Annotated in this window: 22 protein-coding genes; 15 read left to right on the forward strand and 7 right to left on the reverse strand. The window is 70.8% G+C overall.

The features are described 5' to 3' along the window. Window positions 1-38: 38 nt before the first annotated feature. Entirely contained in the window at window positions 39-269 is a 231-nt protein-coding gene (locus ABT084_RS16255) for a hypothetical protein (protein ID WP_351043554.1), read from the reverse strand. Window positions 270-344: 75 nt separating this feature from the next. Here ABT084_RS16255 and ABT084_RS16260 point away from each other — a divergent pair, with 75 nt between their 5' ends. Next, the gene (locus ABT084_RS16260) at window positions 345-974 is read left to right on the forward strand and encodes a TetR/AcrR family transcriptional regulator (protein ID WP_351043557.1); all 630 of its coding nucleotides are present in this window, start codon (window positions 345-347) and stop codon (window positions 972-974) included. A 120-nt stretch (window positions 975-1,094) separates the two neighbouring features. Continuing rightward, entirely contained in the window at window positions 1,095-2,345 is a 1,251-nt protein-coding gene (locus ABT084_RS16265) for a hypothetical protein (RefSeq protein WP_351043559.1), read from the forward strand. A gap of 81 nt (window positions 2,346-2,426) precedes the next feature. On the opposite strand, the gene ABT084_RS16270 is transcribed toward ABT084_RS16265, so the two are convergent. Then, window positions 2,427-2,999 carry a GNAT family N-acetyltransferase gene (locus ABT084_RS16270; protein ID WP_351043562.1) on the reverse strand — a complete coding sequence of 191 codons (573 nt, stop codon included), beginning with the start codon at window positions 2,997-2,999 and terminating at the stop codon, window positions 2,427-2,429. A 197-nt stretch (window positions 3,000-3,196) separates the two neighbouring features. On the opposite strand from ABT084_RS16270, the gene ABT084_RS16275 reads away from it, so the two are divergent. Further along, a complete protein-coding gene (locus ABT084_RS16275; protein WP_351043565.1) occupies window positions 3,197-3,385 on the forward strand; it encodes a DUF4236 domain-containing protein in 189 nt (62 codons plus the stop codon). A gap of 70 nt (window positions 3,386-3,455) precedes the next feature. On the opposite strand, the gene ABT084_RS16280 is transcribed toward ABT084_RS16275, so the two are convergent. The 3 genes from ABT084_RS16280 to ABT084_RS16290 all read right to left on the reverse strand — a co-directional run bounded on the left by ABT084_RS16280 (window position 3,456) and on the right by ABT084_RS16290 (window position 6,014). Continuing rightward, window positions 3,456-3,932, reverse strand: a complete 477-nt coding sequence (locus ABT084_RS16280; protein ID WP_351043568.1) for an ATP-binding protein — start codon at window positions 3,930-3,932, stop codon at window positions 3,456-3,458. A 98-nt stretch (window positions 3,933-4,030) separates the two neighbouring features. Further along, window positions 4,031-5,467 carry an alpha/beta fold hydrolase gene (locus ABT084_RS16285; protein ID WP_351043571.1) on the reverse strand — a complete coding sequence of 479 codons (1,437 nt, stop codon included), beginning with the start codon at window positions 5,465-5,467 and terminating at the stop codon, window positions 4,031-4,033. Between the two features lie 106 nt (window positions 5,468-5,573). Beyond that, entirely contained in the window at window positions 5,574-6,014 is a 441-nt protein-coding gene (locus ABT084_RS16290; RefSeq protein WP_351043574.1) for a hypothetical protein, read from the reverse strand. 416 nt (window positions 6,015-6,430) lie between these two features. On the opposite strand from ABT084_RS16290, the gene ABT084_RS16295 reads away from it, so the two are divergent. From ABT084_RS16295 to ABT084_RS16335, 9 genes are all read left to right on the forward strand, one after another. Beyond that, a complete protein-coding gene (locus tag ABT084_RS16295) occupies window positions 6,431-7,411 on the forward strand; it encodes a LacI family DNA-binding transcriptional regulator (RefSeq protein WP_351043577.1) in 981 nt (326 codons plus the stop codon). A gap of 563 nt (window positions 7,412-7,974) precedes the next feature. Then, complete coding sequence (locus tag ABT084_RS16300) at window positions 7,975-9,024, forward strand: substrate-binding domain-containing protein (protein WP_351043580.1); 1,050 nt, start codon at window positions 7,975-7,977, stop codon at window positions 9,022-9,024. 117 nt (window positions 9,025-9,141) lie between these two features. Beyond that, window positions 9,142-10,740: a sugar ABC transporter ATP-binding protein gene (locus tag ABT084_RS16305; protein WP_351043583.1), complete on the forward strand. Its 1,599-nt coding sequence runs from the start codon at window positions 9,142-9,144 to the stop codon at window positions 10,738-10,740. Continuing rightward, window positions 10,737-11,768, forward strand: coding sequence for an ABC transporter permease (locus ABT084_RS16310; protein ID WP_351043586.1), 1,032 nt, complete (start codon window positions 10,737-10,739; stop codon window positions 11,766-11,768). The genes ABT084_RS16305 and ABT084_RS16310 overlap by 4 nt, the downstream gene beginning before the upstream one ends. A gap of 143 nt (window positions 11,769-11,911) precedes the next feature. Beyond that, window positions 11,912-12,721 (forward strand): DeoR/GlpR family DNA-binding transcription regulator, encoded by an 810-nt coding sequence (locus ABT084_RS16315; protein WP_351043588.1) that lies wholly within the window; start codon window positions 11,912-11,914, stop codon window positions 12,719-12,721. A 140-nt stretch (window positions 12,722-12,861) separates the two neighbouring features. Next, the gene (gene galT, locus ABT084_RS16320) at window positions 12,862-13,911 is read left to right on the forward strand and encodes a galactose-1-phosphate uridylyltransferase (protein WP_351043590.1); all 1,050 of its coding nucleotides are present in this window, start codon (window positions 12,862-12,864) and stop codon (window positions 13,909-13,911) included. Beyond that, window positions 13,908-15,092, forward strand: a complete 1,185-nt coding sequence (gene galK, locus ABT084_RS16325) for a galactokinase (RefSeq protein ID WP_351043593.1) — start codon at window positions 13,908-13,910, stop codon at window positions 15,090-15,092. Before galT ends, galK begins: the two co-directional genes overlap by 4 nt. A 106-nt stretch (window positions 15,093-15,198) precedes the next feature. Beyond that, window positions 15,199-16,005: a DeoR/GlpR family DNA-binding transcription regulator gene (locus tag ABT084_RS16330; protein ID WP_351043596.1), complete on the forward strand. Its 807-nt coding sequence runs from the start codon at window positions 15,199-15,201 to the stop codon at window positions 16,003-16,005. 112 nt (window positions 16,006-16,117) lie between these two features. Beyond that, on the forward strand, window positions 16,118-17,869 hold the full coding sequence (locus ABT084_RS16335; RefSeq protein ID WP_351043598.1) for a glycoside hydrolase family 35 protein: 1,752 nt from the start codon (window positions 16,118-16,120) through the stop codon (window positions 17,867-17,869). A gap of 50 nt (window positions 17,870-17,919) precedes the next feature. On the opposite strand, the gene ABT084_RS16340 is transcribed toward ABT084_RS16335, so the two are convergent. Then, on the reverse strand, window positions 17,920-19,407 hold the full coding sequence (locus tag ABT084_RS16340) for an RICIN domain-containing protein (protein ID WP_351043601.1): 1,488 nt from the start codon (window positions 19,405-19,407) through the stop codon (window positions 17,920-17,922). 264 nt (window positions 19,408-19,671) lie between these two features. Between ABT084_RS16340 and ABT084_RS16345 the strand changes: the two genes are divergently transcribed. From ABT084_RS16345 to ABT084_RS16355, 3 genes are all read left to right on the forward strand, one after another. After that, window positions 19,672-20,628 (forward strand): carbohydrate ABC transporter permease, encoded by a 957-nt coding sequence (locus ABT084_RS16345; protein ID WP_351043605.1) that lies wholly within the window; start codon window positions 19,672-19,674, stop codon window positions 20,626-20,628. A gap of 164 nt (window positions 20,629-20,792) precedes the next feature. Further along, entirely contained in the window at window positions 20,793-21,662 is an 870-nt protein-coding gene (locus ABT084_RS16350) for a carbohydrate ABC transporter permease (protein WP_351043690.1), read from the forward strand. 61 nt (window positions 21,663-21,723) lie between these two features. Further along, complete coding sequence (locus ABT084_RS16355) at window positions 21,724-23,067, forward strand: ABC transporter substrate-binding protein (protein WP_351043608.1); 1,344 nt, start codon at window positions 21,724-21,726, stop codon at window positions 23,065-23,067. 52 nt (window positions 23,068-23,119) lie between these two features. Here the strand turns inward: ABT084_RS16355 and ABT084_RS16360 are convergent, their stop codons facing one another. Next, window positions 23,120-23,284 (reverse strand): hypothetical protein, encoded by a 165-nt coding sequence (locus tag ABT084_RS16360; protein ID WP_351043610.1) that lies wholly within the window; start codon window positions 23,282-23,284, stop codon window positions 23,120-23,122. Between the last annotated feature and the right edge of the window lie 24 nt (window positions 23,285-23,308).

The following is a 23,308-nucleotide window of genomic DNA, read 5'->3' on the forward strand; positions in this document are numbered from 1 at the left end:
GGCCGCCGCGCCGGCCAGGGCGAGGGTTCCGGTGGCCGTCACCGCCGGGCGTCCCGTCCACGGCCGCGGGGGCGACCACGACCGGCGCCGCGCTCGGCGAGCAGCCGGGCGGTATCCCGCACGAGGGGGGTCGCGTGGCGGCGTAGGGCGTCCAGCTTGCCCTTGCGCTTGAGGGCGACCGCGACCGCGAAGACGGCCAGGGCCAGGACCACCGCGACACCGGCGATCACCGCGAAGCGGATGAGCAGCAGATCGAGGACCGTTTCCATGGTCTCTCCCGGGTCCGAAGGAAATATCACGACCGTGATAAAAAACAACGTATCACGGTCGTGATAGAAAGAGGTATGCCGAAGGTCGTGGATCCCGTCGCCCGCCGTGAGCAGGTCGTCGATGCCCTCTTCCGGATCGCGATCAGGGAGGGGCTGCAGCAGGCCTCCCTGCGCAACGTCGCCGACGAAGCCGGCTTGAACATCGGGTCGGTGCGGCACTACTTCGCCACCCACCAGGAGCTGATGATCTTCGCGATGCGGTCGATGGTCGGCCGGGTCAGCGGACGCCTGCTGCGTCACGTCGACGCGGCTCCGGACCTGCGGGCGTGCTCCCGGGAGGAGCGCCGGAAGGTGGTGGCGGCCCTGCTCGAGGAGCTTTTGCCTCTCGACGACGCGCGGCGGGCCGAGGTCACCGTATTCGTCGAATTCGCGGCGGCGGCCAGGACGACGCCCGCACTGGGCGCCCCGGCCCGGGAGGCCGCCGCCGGCACCAGGGCCCTCATCACGCGCGTCCTCACCCGGCTCGACGAGGCCGGGGACGTGCGCCCCGGTCTCGACCTGGCAACGGAGACCGTGCGGCTGTGGGCACTGCTGGACGGGCTGAGCCTCGACGCGGTGCTCCACCCGGAGCTGATGAGCGGGGCCGACTGCGTGGCGGCGCTCCGAGCCCACCTCGACGCTCTGGGACCCGCCGCGGCCGGATGACCGAGCTGCCCCAGGGCGGCGCGCACCGGCACCGCGTGCGGGCTCGCGTGCCTTCTACCGGCGGGCCGGGCCGGTATATCGCCTGGCGGCGGCGCTCCGCGTCGGGCAGGGTGCCGGGTGATGAGCGATGAATACGAGACTTACGCCCCCTTCGACTCGGTCGAGGGCCTGCTGCAACGAGGGCGCGGCCTGGGCGCCGTACGGGCACGGCAGGACCCTGAGGGCGCCGCGCCCTTCGTGTACGACGGGATCCGGCGGGACTGGCGGTGGGACGGCTGCGACGAGCGTGCCCGCTACCTCGCCGGGCTGGTCCGGGACCTGGGACTGTCGCCGACTCCGGTCGTCGAGCTGCTGGACGGGGACGACGGGCAGTTCGAACGGGCCGCCGCTGTACTGGAGTTGCTCGCCCTCGGCGGTTGTGACGAGGCGCGGGAGGCCCTCCGCGCCCACGTCCGGGAGGGGGCGCACTGGATCCACGTACTGGAATCGGTCTCCGACCTCTGGCCCGCGGAGTGGTGGGAGGACCTGGGCGAGGTCGCGCGGGCACGGATCGGCGGTGAGCCGGAGCCGCCCTGGTTCACCGAGCCGTGGACCCGCTTCGGGATCGAGGTCCAGCGGTGCGACCCGGGACCGGCATATGAGGATCTGACCGGCCTGTCGGACGGCGAGCTGCTCGATCTACTCGCCGGAGTACGGCCCGGAGCCGGCAGCAGGGTCGCCGCCCTGCGCGAACTCTCCCTCCGGGAGCCGGTCGAGGGGCTGATCCCGCTCGTTCCCTCCCTTGTCACCGGGGACGGCGGCCGCCCCCTGCCCCTGCTCGGACGGGCTGTCGGCCACCTGGGTCCGCTGGCCGTTCCGGCCGCCCGGCGCTGGGTGAACGACGAGCGGGAGTGGCTGGCCCGGCTCGGCTCGGACATCCTCGCCGATCACCTCGGCCCCGAGGTGATACCGGTCCTCGTGGCCGAACTCGCCGACCAGTGGCGGGCCCGCGCCTGGTGCGGCCCGCACGCCACGGCGCGGCGGTTGGCCCGCTTCGGACCGGCGGCCGCCGCGGCGGTGGCGGACCTGCGACGCTTCTGGCTGCGCACCCCGCACTCCTACGAGCGAACCGACTACCTGAAGGCACTGGCCGCCATCGACCCGGAAGGCGTGGCCCGCGCCCACACCGAGTCCCTCTGGGACTGCGAGGAGGAAGCGCGCCTCCTGGGCATGGCCCATGCGCCGGACGGGCCCGAAACCCTGGAGCGGATCACGGCACTGCGCGAAGACCCCATGGAGGCACCTGACGTACGACAGGCCGCCGCAGCACGGCTGGTGGCCGCCGCGGCCACTCGGATCCCTTCCACGGCGCCCGACGAGCCCAGCTGTTGAGCCGCGCCGCGCCATGCCGCCGGGAGCGGAGCGGCACGACGCGTACCCGAGCAGCGTGCGTCCTCCTCGTCTGAGCGCCCGTCAGCAGGGCCCGGGAGCCGGTCGGTGGTCGGCGGTGACGTGCTCGTCGTGCCACTGCGGCGCCGAGACGGTGCCGTCCCGCCAGTCCCGGCGGAGAATGGCATATCCGACCGCGTCATGGACCGTGCCTCCCGCCCCGGGCCAGGCGTCGCGGTAGTGGGCCTCTTTGGCGTAGCCGCACCGCTCGAAGGTCCGCCGCATCGCGGCATTGTCCTGGCGAGTGGTGCCTTCGATCCGTCGGACCCGCGGGAACTCCTCGAACACGTACGTGGTGATCCAGCGCAAGGCCTGACTGCCGAGGCCCTTGCCCCGGTCGCGGGAACGGATGCGCAGGTCGAACAGCGGGGTGTCGTCGCCCAGGTCCATCAGGCGAACCAGCCCCACGGAGCGCTCGCCCGCGACGATCCAGAAGGTCCGGCTCTCCTCGCCCTCGTACCTGCCCTCGGAGATCCATCGCTGGACCTGATCGCGTTCCAGGACGTCCGAGCTGTGGAAGGGCCACGTTTCAGCGGTCAAAAAGTCGACTAGGGCATCGCCTTCGGCAGGGACGAAGCGACGGCATGTGATCTCCATTGGCCCACTCTACGGAGCAGCCGCCCGCGGCCGGGTCGGTATACGCGGTGGTGCGGGCCATGCTCAGCGATCCGCGTCGGCCGAGTCGGGCCGCAGGCGCATGGAACGGGCGGCGCCGGACACACGTATGCCAACTGGCCTGCAGACAAAAGCAGTCGGGCCGCACATCCCTACGCCCACGGAGGAAGTGACACCTCATGCCGCTGACTTTCCGCAAGAGCTTCAGGATCCTGCCCGGCGTCCGGCTCAACATCAACCGCAAGTCATGGTCGATCACCACCGGTGGCAAGCACGGCCCCCGTCGCACCCACAGCAGTACGGGACGCCGCACCACCTCGGTGGACCTGCCCGGTCCCTTCGGCTGGCGCAAGACCAGCCGCGGCTGATCGGAGAGCTGCGCGCGGCGACCGGGCCGCCCCCGCCGGACAGGCTCCGGACAGGCTGGGGACGGCCCGGCTAGCCGAGCTGGTGGCCCGCGGCATCGCCGCCCGGGTCGTCGGCCAGTACCACCGCGACTTTGATCCGCTTGCCGACCGGCTCGCGGTGCACCTCGAGGCTCCGGCAGAGCGCCATGACGATCTCGAGCCCGTGCCGGCCCACCCGTTCAGGGTCAGGGGCCATGGGGGTCGGCAGGACCGGAGCGCTGTCCCACACCGTCACCTCGACGGCTCCGCCGCTCAGTTCGAGCGTCAGCAGATAGGGACCTGGAGCGTACGTACGGGCATTGGTCACCAGCTCGCTGACCACGAGTTCGACGACGTCCCGCGCAGGCTCGGACACCGGTAACCCGTGCGCGGCCTGCACATGGGACAGGAACGACCGCGCCAGAGCGCGGGCTTGGGCGATCTCGTCACTGCTCTCGAATGCGGCGGACACCGCGACGGGCTGGTCGAACAGGAAGTGCCGACCGTTACCGGCGTCCGCCTGTCCCATGCTTCCCGCCTCGGCTCGCGTACCCAGCTGGTCGGATCCGCCTACCCGGTCCGGCGTGAAGCATGCGGTGCGGATCGTCCGCGAAGCCGCGGCGGCGCCTACGAACTGCCCGGCAGGCCGGGCCGTGACTCCCCGGCAGCGGCAGCGGCAGCGTCAACTCCAGCGGCAGTCGCGGGGGCAGCCGCATAGCAGCGCACGGTGACCGTCTGCCCCGGGTCCCACCGCTGCTCGACCGTGGCCAGCAGCTCCCAGCCCAGACGTTCGTAGAGAGCGGCTGCCGATGTGTCGGAGGCGACGACGTCGAGCACGGGATGCAGGTCGCGTTCCCGCGCGGCACGCGTGACGTGATCCATCAACAACGCGCCGATCCCCTGGCCTCGGGCGGTCGGAGCGACGAACAGACGGTTGACCACGGCGGCCGCCGCACTGCTCTCCCCCTCGCGCCTGCTCCACAGGGCCGCCGCCGCGTCGTCCGCCGCACCGTGGGACAGGCCGATGTGCCCCACGATCCGCCCGTCGACTTCCACCACCCAGGCGCCGAACAGCGACGGTGGGGTCAGCCAATCACCGGGGGAGTCGGGCCAGTTCATCGGGTAGCCGTCCCGCGCATGGACTGCAGCGAGTACCCGGACGCACTCGTCGAGGTCGGAGTCGGTTCGCGGCCGAACACGGCGCGTCGGGCCGGGGGTCGGCTGTTGCCGGCGGCGGCTCGGGGCCAGGTGGACCAGGTGGGCCAGCAGTAGTTCGGTGAGGCGCGCGGGTGTGCGCAGCGGCAGATAGTGGTCGGCTCCGGACACCAACTCGCGTCGGGCATCCGGGATATCGGCGACGAGCCGGTCGGCGATGACCGCGATCTCGGGATGGTCGTGATCGCCATGGATGACGAGGGTCGCCGCGGAGACCTGCTCGAGGACGGCAGCCGCGTCGCGGTCCAGATCCGCGAAGTGCCCTTCGCTCACGATGCGCCGCTGCGCGTTGTCCTCGATCATCGACCTGATCAGCTCCCCGCCCGGGGCGGTGTCGCCGAGGGGTGCCCAGATGGACAGCTCCAGCTCGGCCAGCCGTGCGGCATCCCGGTCGCGGCGGGCCGCGGAGTACGCCGCTGAGTCAGGATCCCGGGGCCAGTCATGTCCGCTGACCGAGGCGGCGACCAGCACCAGGGCAGTGACCCGCCCGGGGTGGGCGAGGGTGAAGTCGAGCGCCGTCTCCCCGCCCATGCTCAGCCCGACCAGCGCGGCTTGATCGAGCCCGAAGTGGTCCAGGACGGCGAGGAGATCCTCCACGTCGTCGAACGGAGCCTCCGGTGACGTGGAGCGGCCCAGGCCGCGGGCGTCGAAGCGAACCACGCTGTGGTGAAGGGCCAGCTCGGGGACGACGTGGTCCCACAGGCGCGCGTCCATCCCGGCGCCGTGCAGCAGGACCACCGGGCTTCCCGCTCCGCGGTGTTCGGCCCACAGCCGACCGTCACTGGAGACCGGAACGCCATGTACGTCGGGGCCCTGCGCGCGAGCCGGTTCATCGGTCCTCTGCCTCATCAGGCGATCATCCCAGAGGGTCCGGTCAGGGTTCCGCCCCGGCCCGTACGGGTCGCCCGGCCCTGGCCGGGCGACTGCGCACCGTCTGAACCGGATCTTCGATCCGTCAGTACACGAGCTTGTACGTCACGTCCTTCGTCGGGTGCGGGCCCGGCACGGTGTCGGTGTAGACGAGCCTGATCATGGTGAACCGACGGACGTCGGGGTGCTGGGGCCAGGCCTGCGGATCGCTCAGCGTCACCGTTACCGGGTAGGCGCGGAAGCGGCCGGCGGCGCAGTAGGGACGGCAGTCGTTCACCATGTCGGTGCCGGTGGCCGTCGCGGTCCTCGACCCCCAGGAGTTCCACCGGAGCTCGACGAGGCGGTTGTTTCCGTCGCCACAGGCCAGGAGGTACTCCTGGGGACGCATCTGGGCCTGCGAGAAGCAGTCGACGACCACGACCGGATCCCGTGGATCCCGTGGATGCAGCGTCCGGGCCGATGTCGTCGTACCACCGGTGTGCGCGGCGGCCGGGGTCACCGCGGCCGGGATCACGGCGGCAGCCATGGCCGCCGCCGTACACAGCAAGGTGGTCATCCGTACCCTGCACCGGGATGCACGCGCGGGACGGCCGACTGCTGAATCGTTCACGACGGGCCTTCCTCGCCACTCTGCCTGCCGCGACACTGCGGCCACCCCAGCTTCCCCCATCGATGGGGACCTCGCACCCGCTGGGAACACGCCGCTGACGCTGTTGACCCGTCCCGGCGGGAGCGTCAGCGGGGCCTGCTGCCGCCCGCGCAAATGTTCACGCTAACATCGTTGGATAGACTGGGGGAGAAGAGTCTCGGAGCGGCGTCGATACCATCACGAGGGGCCACGCCCCGCCCGCTGTCAGAGCCCGGTTCGGAGGTCCGGTTCACATGCCGCGCGAAGTCGGAACAAGAGCGTCACGAGCCCGCCCGCTTCGGCAGTCGCCGTCCATGGCCGATGTCGCCGCCATGGCGGGGGTCTCCTCGCAGACCGTGTCCCGCGTGGCCAACAACCGGGAGAACGTCGACGCGTCCACGCGCGAGCGGGTGCTGGCCGCGATGAAGATGCTGGGGTACCGGCCCAATACCGCGGCGCGGGCGCTGGTCAGCGGCAGGTTCGGGACGCTGGGCGTGATCAGTTTCGACATCAGCGCGTACGGGAACGCCAGGACCTTCGCGGCGATCTCCGACGCCGCCCGCGAAGCCGACCTGTTCGTGAACTTCATGGGCGCGCGGGCACAGACCGGAGCCGCCGTCCGTCAGGCGTTCCAGCAGCTGATGGTCCAGTCGGTGGACGGCATCATCCTGATCGAGTCGCAGATCCTCGACACCCCCGAACTGCGGCTGCCGTCCGCCGTCCCCGTGGTCTTCGCGGACGGAGACACCGGCCACCGTTACGCGAACGTCGACATCGACCAGGCCGAGGGCACCCGTAGCGCCGTCGGGCACCTGCTGGGGCTCGGACACCGGACGGTGTGGCACGTGGCGGGTCCGCGCGATTCCTACGCCGCGCGACGACGGGCCGAGGCGTGGCACCGCTCGCTCAAGGACGCCGGAGCGCTCCCCCCGCCCCTGCTGTACGGGGACTGGTCCGCCGCATCGGGGTACGAGGCCGGGCGCGCGCTGGCCGCACGCCCCGAAGTGACGGCGATCTTCGCCGCGAACGACCAGATGGCCCTGGGCGTGATGCGGGCGCTGGGCGAGGCGGGGCGGCGGGTGCCTGACGACGTGAGCGTGATCGGCTTCGACGACATCCCGGAGGCCGCGTTCTTCCCCGCGCCCCTCACGACGGTCCGGCAGGACTTCGACGCCGTGGGGCGGCACTGCGTCACGCTGCTGCTCGAACAGATCGGCGGGACGGACACCACGCGGCAGGCGTCCGTGGCACCGCTGCTGGTGGTGCGCGAGAGTACGGCGCCCCCAGCGGCCTGACGGCCCGCCCGACCCCTCAGGCGTTGAGCAGGTCGGCCGCGGCTGACTCGCCAGAGGGCAACAAGAGTAAACATTTTCCCAATGACTGTGGAGCGCCCTGGCGCCGGGCGTGGCGGCCCGCCACGCTGTCGCCCCGCTCGCCGGACCGGCCGCTCGCTCGCTCGGCGGAGCGGCCCCAAGCGTCCTGCTTCGGCGAAGAAAACCCCAGCTCACATGCCTTTCTAGGGGCTGTCGGGGGGAGCGGGGCGGTCGAGCCGCGGTCCGGCCTGTCCGAGGGGGGAAGGTCACAGGGGTGCATCGATCGGAAACCTCCGGTTCACTCTGTTGACTTATGAGTGAATCAGCGCTTTTCTCTGTGGCATCAAGTGCGAAACAGGCCGACTGTGACGGAACTTCAGATGCGGACCGTCAGCCGAATCGCCCACCCACCCGCCTGCCTGCCCACCCGCTCGCCTGCCCACCCGCCCGGCCGAGGGCGGCTACGTGGCGAAGGCCGGGCCGTGCTCCCTCGCTCGCGCACCTCATCGGTCGCCCCGTGCGACCCGTCAAGCAAAGGGAATGACATGCTCACTCACCACAACCGTCGACCGGTGGCGGCCGCGGCTCTGGGCCTGGCCGCGATGCTCGTCCTTTCCGCGTGCTCCAGCGGCCAGGAGACGACGACCGGGTCTCCGCAGGTGGACAAGGTCGACGGAAAGATCACCCTGACCTATCTGCAGAAGCAGGGTGACCAGGAGTACTTCATCGGCGAGGCCGCCGGAGCCAAGGCGAAGGCGGCCGAGCTCGGCGTCGACCTCAAGGTGGTGAACCTGGGCAACGACGCCAACAAGACCGTGAGCGAGGCCCAGGCGGCCATCTCGCAGAAGAGCAACGGCCTGATCGTCGTCGTTCCCGACCCGGCCGTGGGCCCGCAGGTGGTCCAGCTGGCGAAGAGCGCCAAGGTGGCCCTGCTGACTTCGGACGACCAGATATGCAGCACCGGCCCGAACCCGTCGTCCTGTGGCGCTGACGCCCTCGTGCCGCGCATCGGCTTCAGCGGTGCCCAGATGGGCGGCGAGGTCGGCAAGCGCGCCGGCGAGGAATTCAAGAAGTCCGGCTGGAACCCGGCCGAGACCCGCACGCTCTCGGCGTGGAAGCAGGACGTCACCGTCTGCACCGACCGGGTCAGCGCCTCGAAGAAGGCCTTCACGGAGACCTCGGGCGCGACGGTGCAGAACATCGACGTCGCCACGGACAACACCCCGACAGGCGCACAGGACAAGATCGCCGCCACGCTCACGGCCAACCCCTCGGTGAAGCACTGGGTGGTGTGGGGCTGCAACGACGAGAACGTCCAGGGCGGTGTCACCTCCCTGGAGAACGCGGGCTTCACGCCGGACAACGTGATCGGCGTGGGTCTCGGCGCCTACCTGGCCTGCAAGAACTGGAGTTCGGGCAAGCCGTCCGGCATGAAGGCGGCGCTCTTCATCAACGGCAAGGACGTCGGCGCGCTGGCCGTGCAGACGATGTACGACAAGCTGAAGGACGGCAAGGAGTTCCCCAAGGAGGCCTTCGCCCCGACCAAGATGGTCGACGCCTCCACCTGGAAGGACGCCGGCGTCACCTGCGGCTGAGCCCCACCCCGCTCCCGCCGGGTGCGGCCGCCACCGCGACGGCCGCACCCGCCTCGACCACAGCCGGCCGGCGGTGTCGCCCGGTCGGCGCACGGAACCTCAGCTTGCGAGGCCCACATGACCACAGCCGAGACAGGACCGCCGGCTTCCCGTGGCTCCGCCCAGGACCCCGGCGAAGACATTTCCGTCGAGAACATCACCAAGCGCTTCGGTGCGGTACAAGCACTGAGCGGCGTCACCCTCACCTTCCCCAGGGGCCAGGTGACCGCGCTCATGGGGGAGAACGGCGCGGGCAAGTCGACCCTCCTGAAGATCCTGACGGGTGACCACCAGCCCACCGAGGGAACCGTCCTGTGGGCCGGGCGCCCGCTCCCGCTGTCCTCACCGCACCAGGCGCGCCAGGCCGGCATCCGGATCATTCCTCAGGAACCCGAGATCATCCCGCACGTCTCCGTCGCCGAGAACGTGTACGCGGGGTCCCTGCCGCACCGCGCCGGGCGCCGCCTCGACCGCACCGAGCTGCGCCGTCGCATCACCGCCGACCTGGCCCGGCTCGGCTTCGAGAAGGTCATCCACCCCGACCAGCTCGGATCCGAACTCACCCCGGCGCAGCGCCAGTTGGTGGAAATCCTGCGTGCGCTCACCGGCGAGGCCAAGGTCATCGCCTTCGACGAGCCCACCTCCTCCCTCTCCGAGAACGAGGTGGAAGCACTCTTCGGCCTGATCAGCCGGCTCCGCGACCAGGGCATCGCCGTCATCTACGTCTCCCACCGCATGAAGGAGATCTTCCGGCTCGCCGACCGCATCGCCGTCCTGCGCGACGGAGCGGTCGCCGGCGTGCTCGACGCCGCTCACACGGACGAGGGCGAGGTCGTCCGGCTGATGGTCGGCCGGGACCTGTCCACCCTGTTCGTACGTCAGGACGTCGCCCGGGAGGACGTGGTCCTGCGCTTGGAGGACGTCACGACGGACGACGTACGCGACATCAGCCTCCACGTGCGCGCCGGAGAGGTGGTCGCCCTGGCCGGCCTCATGGGCGCCGGCCGGTCCGAGCTGGCCCTGGCCCTGGCGGGCGACCGGCCGATCCGCTCGGGACGGGTGTCGGTGAACGGCCGCCCGCTGCGCCTGCGCAGCCCGAAGGACGCGATCCGGGCGAGCATCGGACTGGCCCCCGAGGAGCGCAAGGCGCAGGCGCTGTTCCTCCACCGCTCCATCCGGGACAACACCTCGCTCGTGAGCCTGGACCGGCTGCGCCGGTGGCGCTTCGTCCGCAGCGGGGAGGAGAAGGCGGTGGCACAGGACTTCTCGGACCGGTTGCGTGTGCGCGCCCCCTCGATCGAGCACGAGGTGCGCAAACTGTCGGGCGGCAACCAGCAGAAGGTCGTCCTGGCCCGATGGCTGTTGCGCAAGCCCAAGGTCCTCATCCTCGACGAACCCACGCGCGGCATCGACATCGGTGCCAAGGCGGAGATCTACCGCATCATCGCGGACCTCGCCCGCGAGGGCGTCGCCCTGCTGGTCATCTCCTCCGAACTGCCCGAGGTCCTCGGCCTCGCCGACCGGGTCGTCGTCATGCAGAACGGCCGCGTCACCGGCGAGCTCAGCCGCGCGCGGGCCACCGAGGAAGCCATCCTCAACCTCGCCATGGCCGACGACCTCGCGCCCGTGGCATCCGACCGCCCGCTGACAGACTCCGCCGATGGAGACGCTCGATGACCACCACCCAGACACCGACGACGACCGATGACGCCCCCGTGCCGGTGCGCCGCCCGACGACATCCGTGCTCTCCTCGCTGGGTGGTCAAAACCTCAGCCTCATGGGCGCCCTCGTCGTGGTGCTGGCACTGTTCGGCACGCTGAACGACAACTTCCTCAGCCTCGCCAACATCCAGGTCATCGGCGAGGCCGCGACCATCACCGGCCTGCTCGCCGTCGTCCAGACGGTCGTCATCATCTGCGGCGGCCTCGACATCTCCGTCGGTTCCCAGGCCGGCCTGGCCTCGGTCGTGAGCGCCATGGTGTTCACCTCCGCCGGCTCCAACCCCTGTCTCGGCATCCTCGCCGCGATCGGCGTCGGCATCCTCGTGGGCGTGCTGAACGGCCTCGTCATCGTCTACGGGCGGGTCAATCCCACCATCGCGACCCTCGCGGGGCTGGCCGCCTACAAGGGCGTGGCCCAGCTCGTCTCCGGTGGCCGGGCCCAGGGGTACGTCCTCAACGACCCCTTCTTCATCTTCCTCGGCCGGGGCAAGATCGCCGGTGTCCCCGCGATGATCTGGATCCTCGTGATCGTCGCGCTCGCCGTGCACGTCCTGCTCAAGTACACCGACATCGGCCGCAATCTCTACGCCATCGGAGGCAACGACACCGCCGCCCGGCTGGCAGGCATCAACATCAACAAGTATCTGGTGGCCGTCTACGCCCTCATCGGCGTCGTCGCGGCCGTCGCGGGCATCCTGCTGACCGCCCGGACCGGCTCCGGGCAGCCCGTCTCCGGCAGCGAGGGCCTCGAACTGAAGGCCATCACCGCGGCGGCGCTCGGCGGCTGCGCCCTCAAGGGCGGCAAGGGCGGCATCGGCGGCACCCTCTTGGCCGTCGCCCTCCTCGGCGCCCTGGAGAACGGACTCACCGTCCAGGGCATCAACACCTTCTGGCAGAACGTCGCCCAGGGCGCCCTCCTCGTCGCGGCCGTCGTCATCCAGCAGCGCCGCAGCGGCGAACGCGCCGTTGGACTGCCGCACTGACACGCGCGTACGACGACGACGCGCCCCAGGGCGCAGGGCCGGGTGAACAGCCCGGCCGGTCCTCAGCGTTTTGTGTCAAGGTGGGTGCGGGTACAAACAATTTCCAGCATCGAGCATGCGTGGGAGAAACACCGGGTGGAATCGTGACGGAGTCGACACCGCTGGCGGCCCAACGAAGGGAACTGATCCTCGACACCGTGCGCCGCGAAGGCGCGGTGCGCGTCGCCGTGCTCGTGGAGCAGCTCAAGGTCTCCGACATGACCATTCGCCGCGATCTGGACGTGCTGGCCAAGGCCGGAGCCGTCGAGAAGGTCCACGGCGGAGCGGTGAGCACCTCCGGCACCACCGGCGACGAGCCGGGCTTCGAAACCAAGTTCGCCCTCGAGGCGACGGCCAAGGCGGCGGTGGCCGGTGCCGCGGCCGAACTGGTGAAGCCGGGCAGCGTCGTCGCGATCGCGGGAGGAACGACGACGTACGCCGTCGCGCACCGGCTGCGCGACATCGCGGGGCTGACCGTGGTGACCAATTCCCTCCCCGTGGCGGAGCTGCTCCGCCGGCCCGGGAGGGAGGAGGGGGCCGCCGGTCCCACCCTGCTGGTCACGGGTGGCGCGCCCACCAAGTCGGCGTCGCTGGTCGGGCCGTTGGCGGATCAGGCGATCCGGTCCCTGCAGGTGGACCTGCTGATCGTCGGCGCGCACGGCGTTTCCGAACGGGCCGGCGCGACCAGCCCCAACCTCGCGGAAGCGGAGACCAACCGGGCCCTGATGTCCGCGGCGACGCGGGTGGCCGTCGTGGCCGATCACAGCAAGTGGGGCGTCGTCGGGCTGAGCCGGTTCGCCGGACTGTCGGACATCGACTATTTCGTCTCCGACGACGGTCTCGGCGCGCAGGCGCGCGCGATCCTCGAAGAGAAGGTGGGCCGCCTGATCCTGGCGGACACACGGGTGCCGTAAACGATTTCCGTACGACCTGCGGCACCGCTGCCCCCTTCGGCACGGCACGGCCGTGTGCGTTGACTTCCGTTGATTCTTGTTTACTCTTGTCGATATGTGACTCCCGGAGTCGCCGAACATTCGAGAGACAGGCACGTTCCGTGAAGACAACCACGACGAAGCTCGCGGACGGCCGCGAGCTGATCTACTACGACCTGGACGACGGCGTCGAGCGGGACGCGGTCGACCGGCGTCCGCTGGCGCCCGTGGAGAGCCGGCCGGAACTGCGCCTGGACCCCGCCACCGGCGACTGGGTGACGATCGCCTCGCACCGACAGGGACGCATCCACCTCCCGCCGACCGACGCGTGCCCCCTGTGCCCCTCCGGGGACGGGCACCACAGCGAGATCCCCGCCGCGGACTACGACGTGGCCGTGTTCGAGAACCGCTTCCCCTCCCTGGCCGGGCCCGTCGGCCGCTGCGAAGTCGTGTGCTTCACCTCCGAGCACGGAGCGAGCTTCGCCGACCTGACCGAGGACCGGGCGCGCCTGGTCCTCGACGCCTGGACGGACCGCACCGAGCGGCTGATGGCGCTGCCCGGCGTCGAGCAGGTCTACTGCTTCGAGAACCGGGGCGCCGACATCGGCGTCACCCTCGCCCACCCGCACGGCCAGATCTACGCCTTCCCCTTCGTCGCGCCGCGCACCGCCAAAATGGTCGCCGCGGCCGCCTCGCACCGGGACGTCACCGGCGGGAACCTCTTCGAGGACCTGCTGGCGCAGGCCCGCGCGGCCGCCTCGCGCGTCGTCCTCGCCGGTGAACACTGGACCGCGTTCGTGCCGTACGCCGCCCGCTGGCCCTACGAGGTCCACCTCTACCCCCACCGCCGGGTCCCCGACCTCACCCGCCTCACGGAGGCGGAACGCGCGGAGTTCCCCGGCATGTACCTGGAACTGCTGCGCCGGTTCGACCGCCTGTTCCTCGGTGAAGGGGCCACCACGCCGGCGCCCCCCACCCCGTACATCTCCGCCTGGCACCAGGCGCCGAAGTCCGTCGGCGCGGAACTGGCCCTGCACCTGGAGCTGTTCACCGTCCGGCGAACGGCCGACAAGCTCAAGTACCTAGCCGGGGTGGAATCGGGCATGGACTCCTTCGTCAACGACGTGGTGCCGGAAGCGGCGGCCGAGCGGCTGCGGGAGGTCGCGTCATGAACGCCGTCGACGCCCCGGACAACGCCCAAGGCCGCTCGGTCCGCCCCGTGGAAGAGGTCTTCCGGCGCGTCTTCGGCGCGCACCCGGAAGGGGTCTGGGCAGCGCCCGGCCGGGTCAACCTGATCGGCGAACACACCGACTACAACGACGGGTTCGCCCTGCCCATCGCCATCCCGCAGCACACCCTGGTCGCGGCGAAGCGGCGCCGGGACGGACGGCTGAGACTGCACAGCGAGCAGGGTGAGGGCCCGGTCATCGACCTCGCCGTCGCCGACCTGGTGCCCGGAGCCGTCACCACGTGGGGCGCGTACCCGGCCGGAGTCGTCTGGGCGCTGCGCGAGGCCGGGTACGAGACCGGGGGCGCCGACCTCCACATCGACAGTACGGTGCCGACCGGAGCCGGACTGTCGTCCTCGGCCGCACTCGAATGCGCGGTCGCCTTCGCCTACGACGACCTCTACGGGCTCGGCCTCACGCCCGCCGCACTCGCCCTGATCGCCCAGCGCGCGGAGAACGGCTTCGTGGGCGTCCCGTGCGGGGTGATGGACCAAATGGCCTCCGCCTGCTGCGCCGAGGGGCAGGCCCTGCACCTGGACATCCGGGCCGGCGCTCACGAGCACGTGCCGTTCGCCCCGGGCGCGGAGGGGCTGCGCCTGCTGGTCGTCGACACCCGGGTCAAACACGACCTCGGGGACGGCGCGTACGCCGCGTTGCGGGCGGGGTGCGAGCGGGCCGCGCGCCTGCTCGGCCTGGCGGCGCTGCGGGACCTCGCGCCGGAGGACCTGCCCCGGGCCGGGCGGCTGCTTCCCGCGTCCCTGGTGCCGCTGGTCCGGCACGTGGTGACCGAGAACGCCCGCGTCACCGAGGCGGTTTCGCACCTCCGGGCGGGGCGCGTCGCGGCGCTGGGTCCGATCATCTCGGCGGGCCACGCGTCACTGCGTGACGACTACGCGATCTCGTGCGCCGAGACCGACCTCGTGGTGGACACGGCCCTCGAGCACGGCGCCCTGGGAGCACGGATGACCGGTGGCGGCTTCGGCGGATCGGTCATCGTGCTGGTCGCCGAGGAGCGGGCGAGCGCCGTGGGAACCGCCGTCACCGGAGCCTTCCGGACGGCCGGGTACCAGGAACCCCACCTGTTCGAGGTCTCACCGGCGCCCGGTGCCCGGCGCATCGCATGAGAACCACCACGGGGGCCGGGGGCCGGCGACGTAGACTGTTCGTTCGTGAGGGTCGCCGGGTGTTTTTCACGTCGGACCCGGTCGGCGGAGAAGCGGGGACGAGATCGTGACGGACGTAGCGCGCCTTGCACCCCAGCGGAGGGCGCTGATCCTCGACATCGTGCGCCGCGACGGCGCGGTGCGCGTCGCCGAGCTCGTGGAACAACTGGGTGTCTCGGACATGACCATCCGCCGGGACCTGGACGTACTGGCCGGCCGAGGCTCCCTGGCGAAGGTGCACGGCGGTGCGATCCGAGCCTCCGCCACCACCGGGGAGGAACCGGCCTTCGAAACCAAGGCCGGCCTGGAATCGCGGGCCAAGGCGGCGGTCGCCGAGGCCGCGGCGGCCCTCGTGAAGCCCGGCAGCGTCGTGGCCATCTCCGGCGGGACGACCTCCTACGCGGTGGCGAGTCGGCTCCGGCACGTCGAGGGCCTGACCGTGGTGACGAACTCGCTGCCGGTCGCGGAGTTGCTGCGGCCGACGGGGGCGGAGGCCGCCTCGGCCGGCCGTACGGTGCTCCTCACCGGCGGCACCCCCACGAAGTCCGCCTCGCTGGTCGGTCCGCTGGCGGACCAGTCGATCCGCTCGCTCCAGGTGGACCTGCTCGTCATCGGCGCCCATGGCGTTTCCGAACGCGCCGGTGCGACGACCCCGAACCTCGCGGAAGCCCAGACCAACCGCGCGCTGATCGAATCCGCCACCCGGGTGGCCGTGGTCGCGGACCACACCAAGTGGGGCGTGGTGGGCCTCAGCCGGTTCATCACCCTGTCGGAGATCGACTACTTCGTGTCGGACGACGGGCTGGACGCCCAGGCCCGCTCGGTCCTCGGTGACACGGTGGGCCGACTGATCCTGGGCTCCACCCCACCGTAGCCCGGCCACCGCGCCGCCGTGGGGCTTGCCATCCTCATGATGTTTACGTAAACATAACGGCATGCCCTTGCGTACCCCGCGTACGCCCTCTTCAGTCGAGGAGCACGACCGCATGCCTCTTCTCCAGACCGATGACGAAGGCTTCCGGCTCGACGGCGAGCCCTTCCGCATCCTCTCCGGCGGGCTCCACTACTTCCGTGTCCACCCCGACCAGTGGGCGGACAGGCTGCGCAAGGCCCGCCTCATGGGGCTCAACACGGTGGAGACCTACGTACCGTGGAACCTCCACCAGCCCCGGCCGGGCGAGTTCCGCATGGACGGCGGCCTCGACCTGCCCGCGTTCCTCGACCTCGCCGCCGCCGAGGGGCTGTACGTACTCCTGCGCCCGGGCCCCTACATCTGCGCCGAATGGGAGGGCGGCGGCCTTCCGTCGTGGCTGCTGGCCGAGCCCGACATCCGGCTGCGCAGCCGCGACCCCCGCTTCCTCGCCGCGGTCGACGACTACTTCGCCCGGCTCCTGCCACCGCTGCGCAGCCGGCTCGCCAGCCGGGGCGGGCCCGTTCTCGCGGTGCAGGTGGAGAACGAGTACGGGGCGTACGGAGACGACACGGCCTACCTGGAGCACCTGGCCGCCTCGCTCCGCCGCTGCGGCGCCGACGTGCCCCTGTTCACCTGCGACCAGCCCGACGACCTGGAACGCGGCGCCCTGCCGGGCGTCCTCGCGACCGCCAACTTCGGCAGCGGGTCCGCGCGGAACCTCGCCGCCCTCCGGGCCGTCCGGCCGTCCGGGCCGCTGCTCTGCACGGAGTTCTGGATCGGCTGGTTCGACCGCTGGGGCGGCCACCACGTGGTCCGCGACGCGCAGCAGGCGGCGCGGGAGCTGGACGAACTCCTGGCGACCGGCGCGTCCGTCAACTTCTACATGTTCCACGGGGGCACGAACTTCGGCTTCACGAACGGCGCCAACGACAAGCACACCTACCGGCCGACCGTCACCTCGTACGACTACGACGCGCCCCTCGACGAGGCCGGCGACCCGACGGAGAAGTTCCACGCCTTCCGCAAGGTGATCGCCGCGTACGCTCCCGTCCCGGAGGACGCCCCGCCCGTCCGCGGGGAGCGGTTCACGAAGGAGGGGGTGGTCCTGGACCAGAGCATCGGCCTGCTGGACTGCGCACCCGTCCTGGGGGAGGCCGTCGCCTCCGCCCGGCCCCTGATGATGGAACAGCTCGGCCAGGACTTCGGGTTCGTCCTGTACGAGACGGAACTGCCGGCCGCCGGTCCGGTACTGCTCGAACTGGAGCAGGTGCGCGACCGCGCGCAGGTCTTCCTCGACGGCCAGCCCGTGGGCGTCCTGGAGCGGGAAGCGCACGAGCATTCCCTGACCTTCACCGTCCCGCGCCCGGGCTGTGTTCTGAGCGTCCTGGTGGAGAACCAGGGCCGGGTGAACTACGGACCGGGCATCCACGACCGCAAGGGGCTGGCCGGCGCCGTCCTGTTGAACGGGCTTCCGCTCGAGGGGTGGACCAGCAGGGCGCTGCCCCTGACCGGCCTGGCGGACGTGCCGTTCGGCCACGGGCCGGCCACGCCGTCCGGGCCGGCCTTCTACCGCGGGACCTTCGACGTGGCGCGGACGGCCGACACCTTCCTCCACCTCGACGGCTGGACGAAGGGCAGCGCGTGGGTCAACGGCTTCGCGCTGGGCCGCTATTGGTCCCGCGGCCCGCAGAGGTCGCTGTACGTACCCGCACCGGTGCTGCGCGCGGGCCGCAACGACGTGGTCGTCCTCGAGCTGCACGCCCCCGGCCGCGGGCGGGCGGTCGGCTTCCGGGACGCCCCCGACCTCGGCCCCACGCAGGAGTGAGCGCGCGGGACGGCCGTACCCCCCGCCGCGGCGGCAGGGGGCGGGCGTCATCAGACCGCCGTGCGGAGCCACTTCTGGTTGGCGCCGGAATTGCAGGTCCACTGGATGAGCGGCACTCCGTCCGTCCGGGCCTGGTTGCTGACGTCGAGGCACTTGTCGCTGTGCTGGGCGATCAGCCGCAGGCCGTCCGACCCGGCGGCCGTCGTGCGCCACCGCTGGCCGGGCACGTCGGCGCAGGTGGTCTGGACGACGGCGGCGCCGTCATCGGCCGACGCGTCGCGCACCGCGAGGCACTTGCCGCTGTGGCGGAGCATGATCCGGAACGTGCCCGATCCGGCGTCCTGGAACCACATCTGCTGGTTGACGCTCCCGGCCGTACAGGTCCACTGAATGAGGGCGGCGCCGTCCGCCACCGACCATCCGGCCGCGTCGGCGCACTTGCCGCTGTGCGCGGCGGTCAGCGTCGTCCAGTCGCCGATGCCGCTGACGGTGCCCGCCTCCGTGGCGATGCTGATCTGCGGGAAGTAGTCCATGGAGAGCGTGGTCCGGGTGGGGAAGGCGAGCGGCAGCCAGATGTACTGGGAGTCGTTGACCGTGCCGCCTGTGGAGTTGCCCCAGCGGTCGCCCATGTACAGGTAGCCCGTGTGTCCCGACGTGCCCTCGACGGGGAGCACGTAGGCCGTCTGGGAGCCGTACGTCCGGCTGTCGCCCAGGTCGCGCAGCGAGCTCCAGGTGCCGGTGATGCTGTCCGCCGTGCCGTACTTCTGCTGGTTGGGCGACCATCCGGTGGCGCCGGACGTGACGAGGAAGTAGACCCCGTCGCGCTTGAACAGGGCGGGCGCCTCGCGCGACTGGCCGGCCCAGAGCTTCTGCACCTGCGCGTCGATGCCCGTGTAGGAGGCGCTCAGCCGGTAGACGTGCAGGTCCGCGTTCTGGTTGGCGGCCGAGATCATGTAGCCGGTGCCGTCCGTGTCGACGAAGGTCGTGAGGTCACGGGACATGTGGCCCAGGGGCCGGAAGCTCCCGCGCCAGGCGTAGTCGCCGTCGACCGTGGAGGACACGGCCACCGCGGCCCGGGCTTCGCTGTAGTCGCTCGCGCTGCCCTCCTTGTGCATCCACATGACGAACTGTGCGGTGGCCCGGTTGTACATGACCTTGGGGCGCTCGATGTTGGCGCCCGCCAGCTCGGGATCGGTGGCCCGGGTGAGGACGTGGTGGCGGAACTCCCACGTCTTGAGGTCCTTGGACCGGTACGCCGACACGTACTGGAAGCTGTTGTCGCGATTGCGGTCCTCGCCGAACCAGTAGTAGTACCCGTCGACCTTGATGACGCCTCCGCCGTGGGCGTGGACGGGGTTTCCGGCGGGATCGGTGAACTGCGTGGCGTTCGTGACGGTGACAGGGGCGGCGAGGGGGGACGGCGCTGCCGCGGCCGTGCCGTGGCCGCCGGGGCCGCCGAGGAAGCCGAGGAGGAGGGCGGCCACGAGGGCGAACAGGGCCGGTGTGCGCGGGGGGCGAGGTGGCCTATGAGGTCGCATGGTTCCTCCCGGGTATGTTTACGTGAACACGCGGTGGCTGCGAGTGTGGAAGCCGCCCCAGAGCGTGTCAAGCGTCCGGACGGAAATGGCAGGAGGGTGCGGTCGCGTGACACCTTGACGCTCCTCGGCGGGGGTGCCACCATCACGCTACTGATGATTACGTAAACATCGTGCGCCAGGCTCTGCCCCATGCGGTCGTTCCCGGCCCCGGAGGCGTCCTCTCCCTCCGTTGCGGACCTGTCGGTCACCGACACAAGGACCACCATGACGCTCTCGCCGTCTCCGGCTCAAGCAGTCTCCCGTCCCCGCCCACGCCCCCGTATCCGTCCTCGCCACGGCCCTGGCCCCCGCAAGCGCTCGCGCGGTACCGCCCTCGTCGGGTGGGGGTTCATCGGACCGTTCGCGGCGGTGTTCGGGCTCGTCTTCCTCGCCCCCATCGGGTACGCCTTCTACCTCAGCCTGATGCGCGACCGGCTCATCGGGGGCACCGCCTTCGTGGGCGCGGACAACTACGTACGGGCCCTGACCGACCCCCAGTTCTGGGACGCCTCCGCGCGGGTCGGGCTGTTCCTCCTCGTCCAGGTGCCGCTCATGCTGGGCATCGCGCTCCTGGTCGCGCTCGCCCTCGACAGCGGCAGGCTGTACGGCCGGGCCTTCTTCCGGGTGGCGGTCTTCCTGCCCTACGCCGTGCCCGCCGTGGTCGCGAGCCTGATGTGGGGATTCATGTACGGCGCCCGGTTCGGCCTGGTGGGCAACCTGAGCGAATCGCTCGGACTCTCCCTCCCGGATCCGCTCTCCCCGGCGCTGGTGCTGGCGTCCATCGGGAACGTCGTCACCTGGGAGTTCGTCGGCTACAACACCCTGATCTTCTACGCGGCGCTGAAGGTGGTGCCGCGCTCCCTCTACGAAGCGGCCGCGATCGACGGAGCGGGGGAGTGGCGGACCATCGCCGCGATCAAACTGCCCGCCATCCGCGGTGCGTTGGCCATCGCCACGATCTTCTCGGTCATCGGCAGCTTCCAGCTGTTCAACGAGCCGAACATCCTGCAGAACCTCGCCCCCAACGCGATCACGAGCGCGTATACCCCGAACCTCTACACCTACTCGCTGGCGTTCTCCGGTCAGCAGCACAACTACGCGGCGACCGTCGCCCTCGTGATGGGCGCCCTCACCGCACTCATCGCCTACGCGGTCCAGCTGCGCGGCATGAGGAAGGGCTGAGCGTGATCACCAACACCAACACCAACACCGACGCCAACACCGGTGCGCGTGCCAGTGTCCGTGCCGACGCCGACGCCAACTCGGCCGCCGCCGCCGCGGGTGACGGGTCACTCGCGACCGGCAGCCCGCCCGCCGCGCGCCCGCTCCGCGGGCGCCTCCCGCGGATCCCGCGGACCCCCCACACCCCGCTCAACCCCAGGCCCAGCATCCCGCTGACCCTGATCACCGGACTGGCCCTGGTCTACACCCTCCTGCCGCTCGCGTGGCTGGGCATCAACGCGACCAAGGACCAGGAAGGTCTCTTCAGTTCCTTCGGCCTGTGGTTCGGCAAGGACTTCCACCTCTGGGACAACATCGCCCGCACGCTCACCTACGACGACGGCGCCTTCGTGCGCTGGACGCTGAACACGCTGCTGTACGTCGCCGCCGGCGCCGGAGGCGCCACCCTCCTCGCCGTCCTCGGCGGATACGCCCTGGCCGTCTACCAGTTCCCCGGCCGCCGAGCCGTGTTCGCCGTCGTCATCGGGGCGGTGGCCATCCCGGGTACGGCCCTCGCCGTCCCCACGTTCCTGATGTTCAGCGGCATGGGCCTGGCCAATACCCCGTGGGCGGTGATCATCCCGTCCCTCGTCTCTCCCTTCGGCCTGTACCTGATGTGGGTGTTCACGGCCGAGTCGGTCCCGCCCGAACTGCTCGAAGCCGCCCGGATCGACGGCGCCGGCGAGATGCGCATCTTCTTCCGCGTCGCCCTGCCCCTGCTGATGCCCGGAACGGTCACCGTGCTCCTCTTCGCGGTGGTCGCGACCTGGAACAACTACTTCCTGCCCTTGATCATGCTCAAGGATCCGGACTGGTACCCGCTCACCCTGGGGCTCAACGCGTGGAGCGCCCAGGCCCACACCGCGGGCGGGCAGCCGGTCTTCGACCTCGTCATCACGGGCTCCCTGCTCACCATCGCGCCCATCGTCGTGATCTTCCTCCTCCTCCAGCGGTACTGGCAGTCGGGCCTCGCCGCGGGCAGCGTCAAGGAATGACGCGTCCGGCCCCCTTCCCTCCCCTCCTCTTCCGCACACCGAACCAGGAGCACTACCACCGATGAGAACGAACAGCAGCCGCCGGAGCCGCCGAATCGTCGCCGCCCTGGCGGCGACATGCGTCATCGCCCTGGGCACCACCGCCTGCGGGTCTTCCGACACCGCGGCCGACGGCGACGCCAAGGACGTGGCGTCCGCGCTCGAAGCGGGCGGCAAGGTGACGGTGTGGGCGTGGGAGCCCACCCTGAAGAAGGTGGTCGCCGACTTCGAGAAGAAGTACCCGAAGGTCGACGTCGAGCTCATCAACGCCGGTACGGGCGACAAGCAGTACACGGCGCTGCAGAACGCCGTCGCCGCGGGCTCGGGCGCCCCGGACGTGGCGCAGGTGGAGTACTACGCCCTCGGTCAGTTCGCCATCGCCAAGTCGCTGGAGGACCTGTCCCGTTATGGCGCCGCCGCCCACGACAAGGCCTTCACCGCCGGGCCGTGGAACGCGGTGCGGTACGACAAGAAGGGGGTCTACGCCCTGCCCATGGACTCCGGCCCCATGGCGCTGTTCTACAACAAGAAGGTCTTCGACCGGTACGGCGTCGCGGTCCCCACCACCTGGGACGAGTACGTCGAAGCGGCGCGCGCCCTGCACAAGGCCGACCCGAGGATCTCCATCACGAACGACACCGGGGACGCCGGGGCCACGACCAGCCTCATCTGGCAGGCCGGGGGGCGGCCGTACACGGTGGACGGCGACAAGGTCGGTATCGACTTCGGCGACGCGGGGACGCGGACGTACACGAGTACCTGGCAGAAGCTGCTCGACGAGCACCTGCTGGCACCGGTCAGTTCCTGGAGCGACGAGTGGTACAAGGGCCTCTCCGACGGCAGCATCGCCACCCTGTCGATAGGCGCCTGGATGCCGGCCAACTTCGCCTCGGGTGCTCCCGGCGCGGCCGGGGACTGGCGCGTGGCACCGCTGCCGCAGTGGGCGAAGGGCGCCAAGGCGGGCGCCGAGAACGGCGGTAGCTCCCTGGCCGTCCCGAAGGCGTCGAAGAACAAGGCGCTGGCCTACGCCTTCATCGAGTACGCGACCACGGGGGCCGGAGCCACATCACGGGTCGCTGAGGGCGTTTTCCCCGCCACGCGCGCGGACCTGGAGTCCAAGGCCTTCCTGGAGACCCCGTTCCCGTACTTCGGTGGTCAGCAGGCCAACCAGATCTTGGCCGACGCGGCCCGTGACGTCGGGACGGGCTGGTCGTACCTGCCGTACCAGGTGTACGCGAACTCCATCTTCAAGGACACCGTCGGCAAGGCCTACGTCTCCTCGACGCCCCTGACCGAGGGCCTGAAGGCCTGGCAGGCGGCCAGTAGGAAGTACGCCAAGGACCAGGGGTTCACCGTCACCCCGTAACCCTGCCCCCGTACGTCCCCGTGTATCCCCGTACGTCCCTCCTTCCTCGTCCCTACTTCTTGCCGTCCTCCTCCGCCTCGCGTTCGCCCTCCGCCTGGGAGGGCGTGCCGCGCCGCGTCTGGGCGTGCCGCTGCTTGAGCTGTGCCTCGTCCATGTCTTCGTCCAGCCGCTCGCCCTCGGCCTGCGACGGCGTGGAGTACTCGTCGTACTGGCTCATGGCAGCCTCCTCTTCGCCGATGAC

It is taken from the genome of Streptomyces sp. NPDC002138, assembly GCF_040296485.1.
GTDB lineage: Bacteria > Actinomycetota > Actinomycetes > Streptomycetales > Streptomycetaceae > Streptomyces.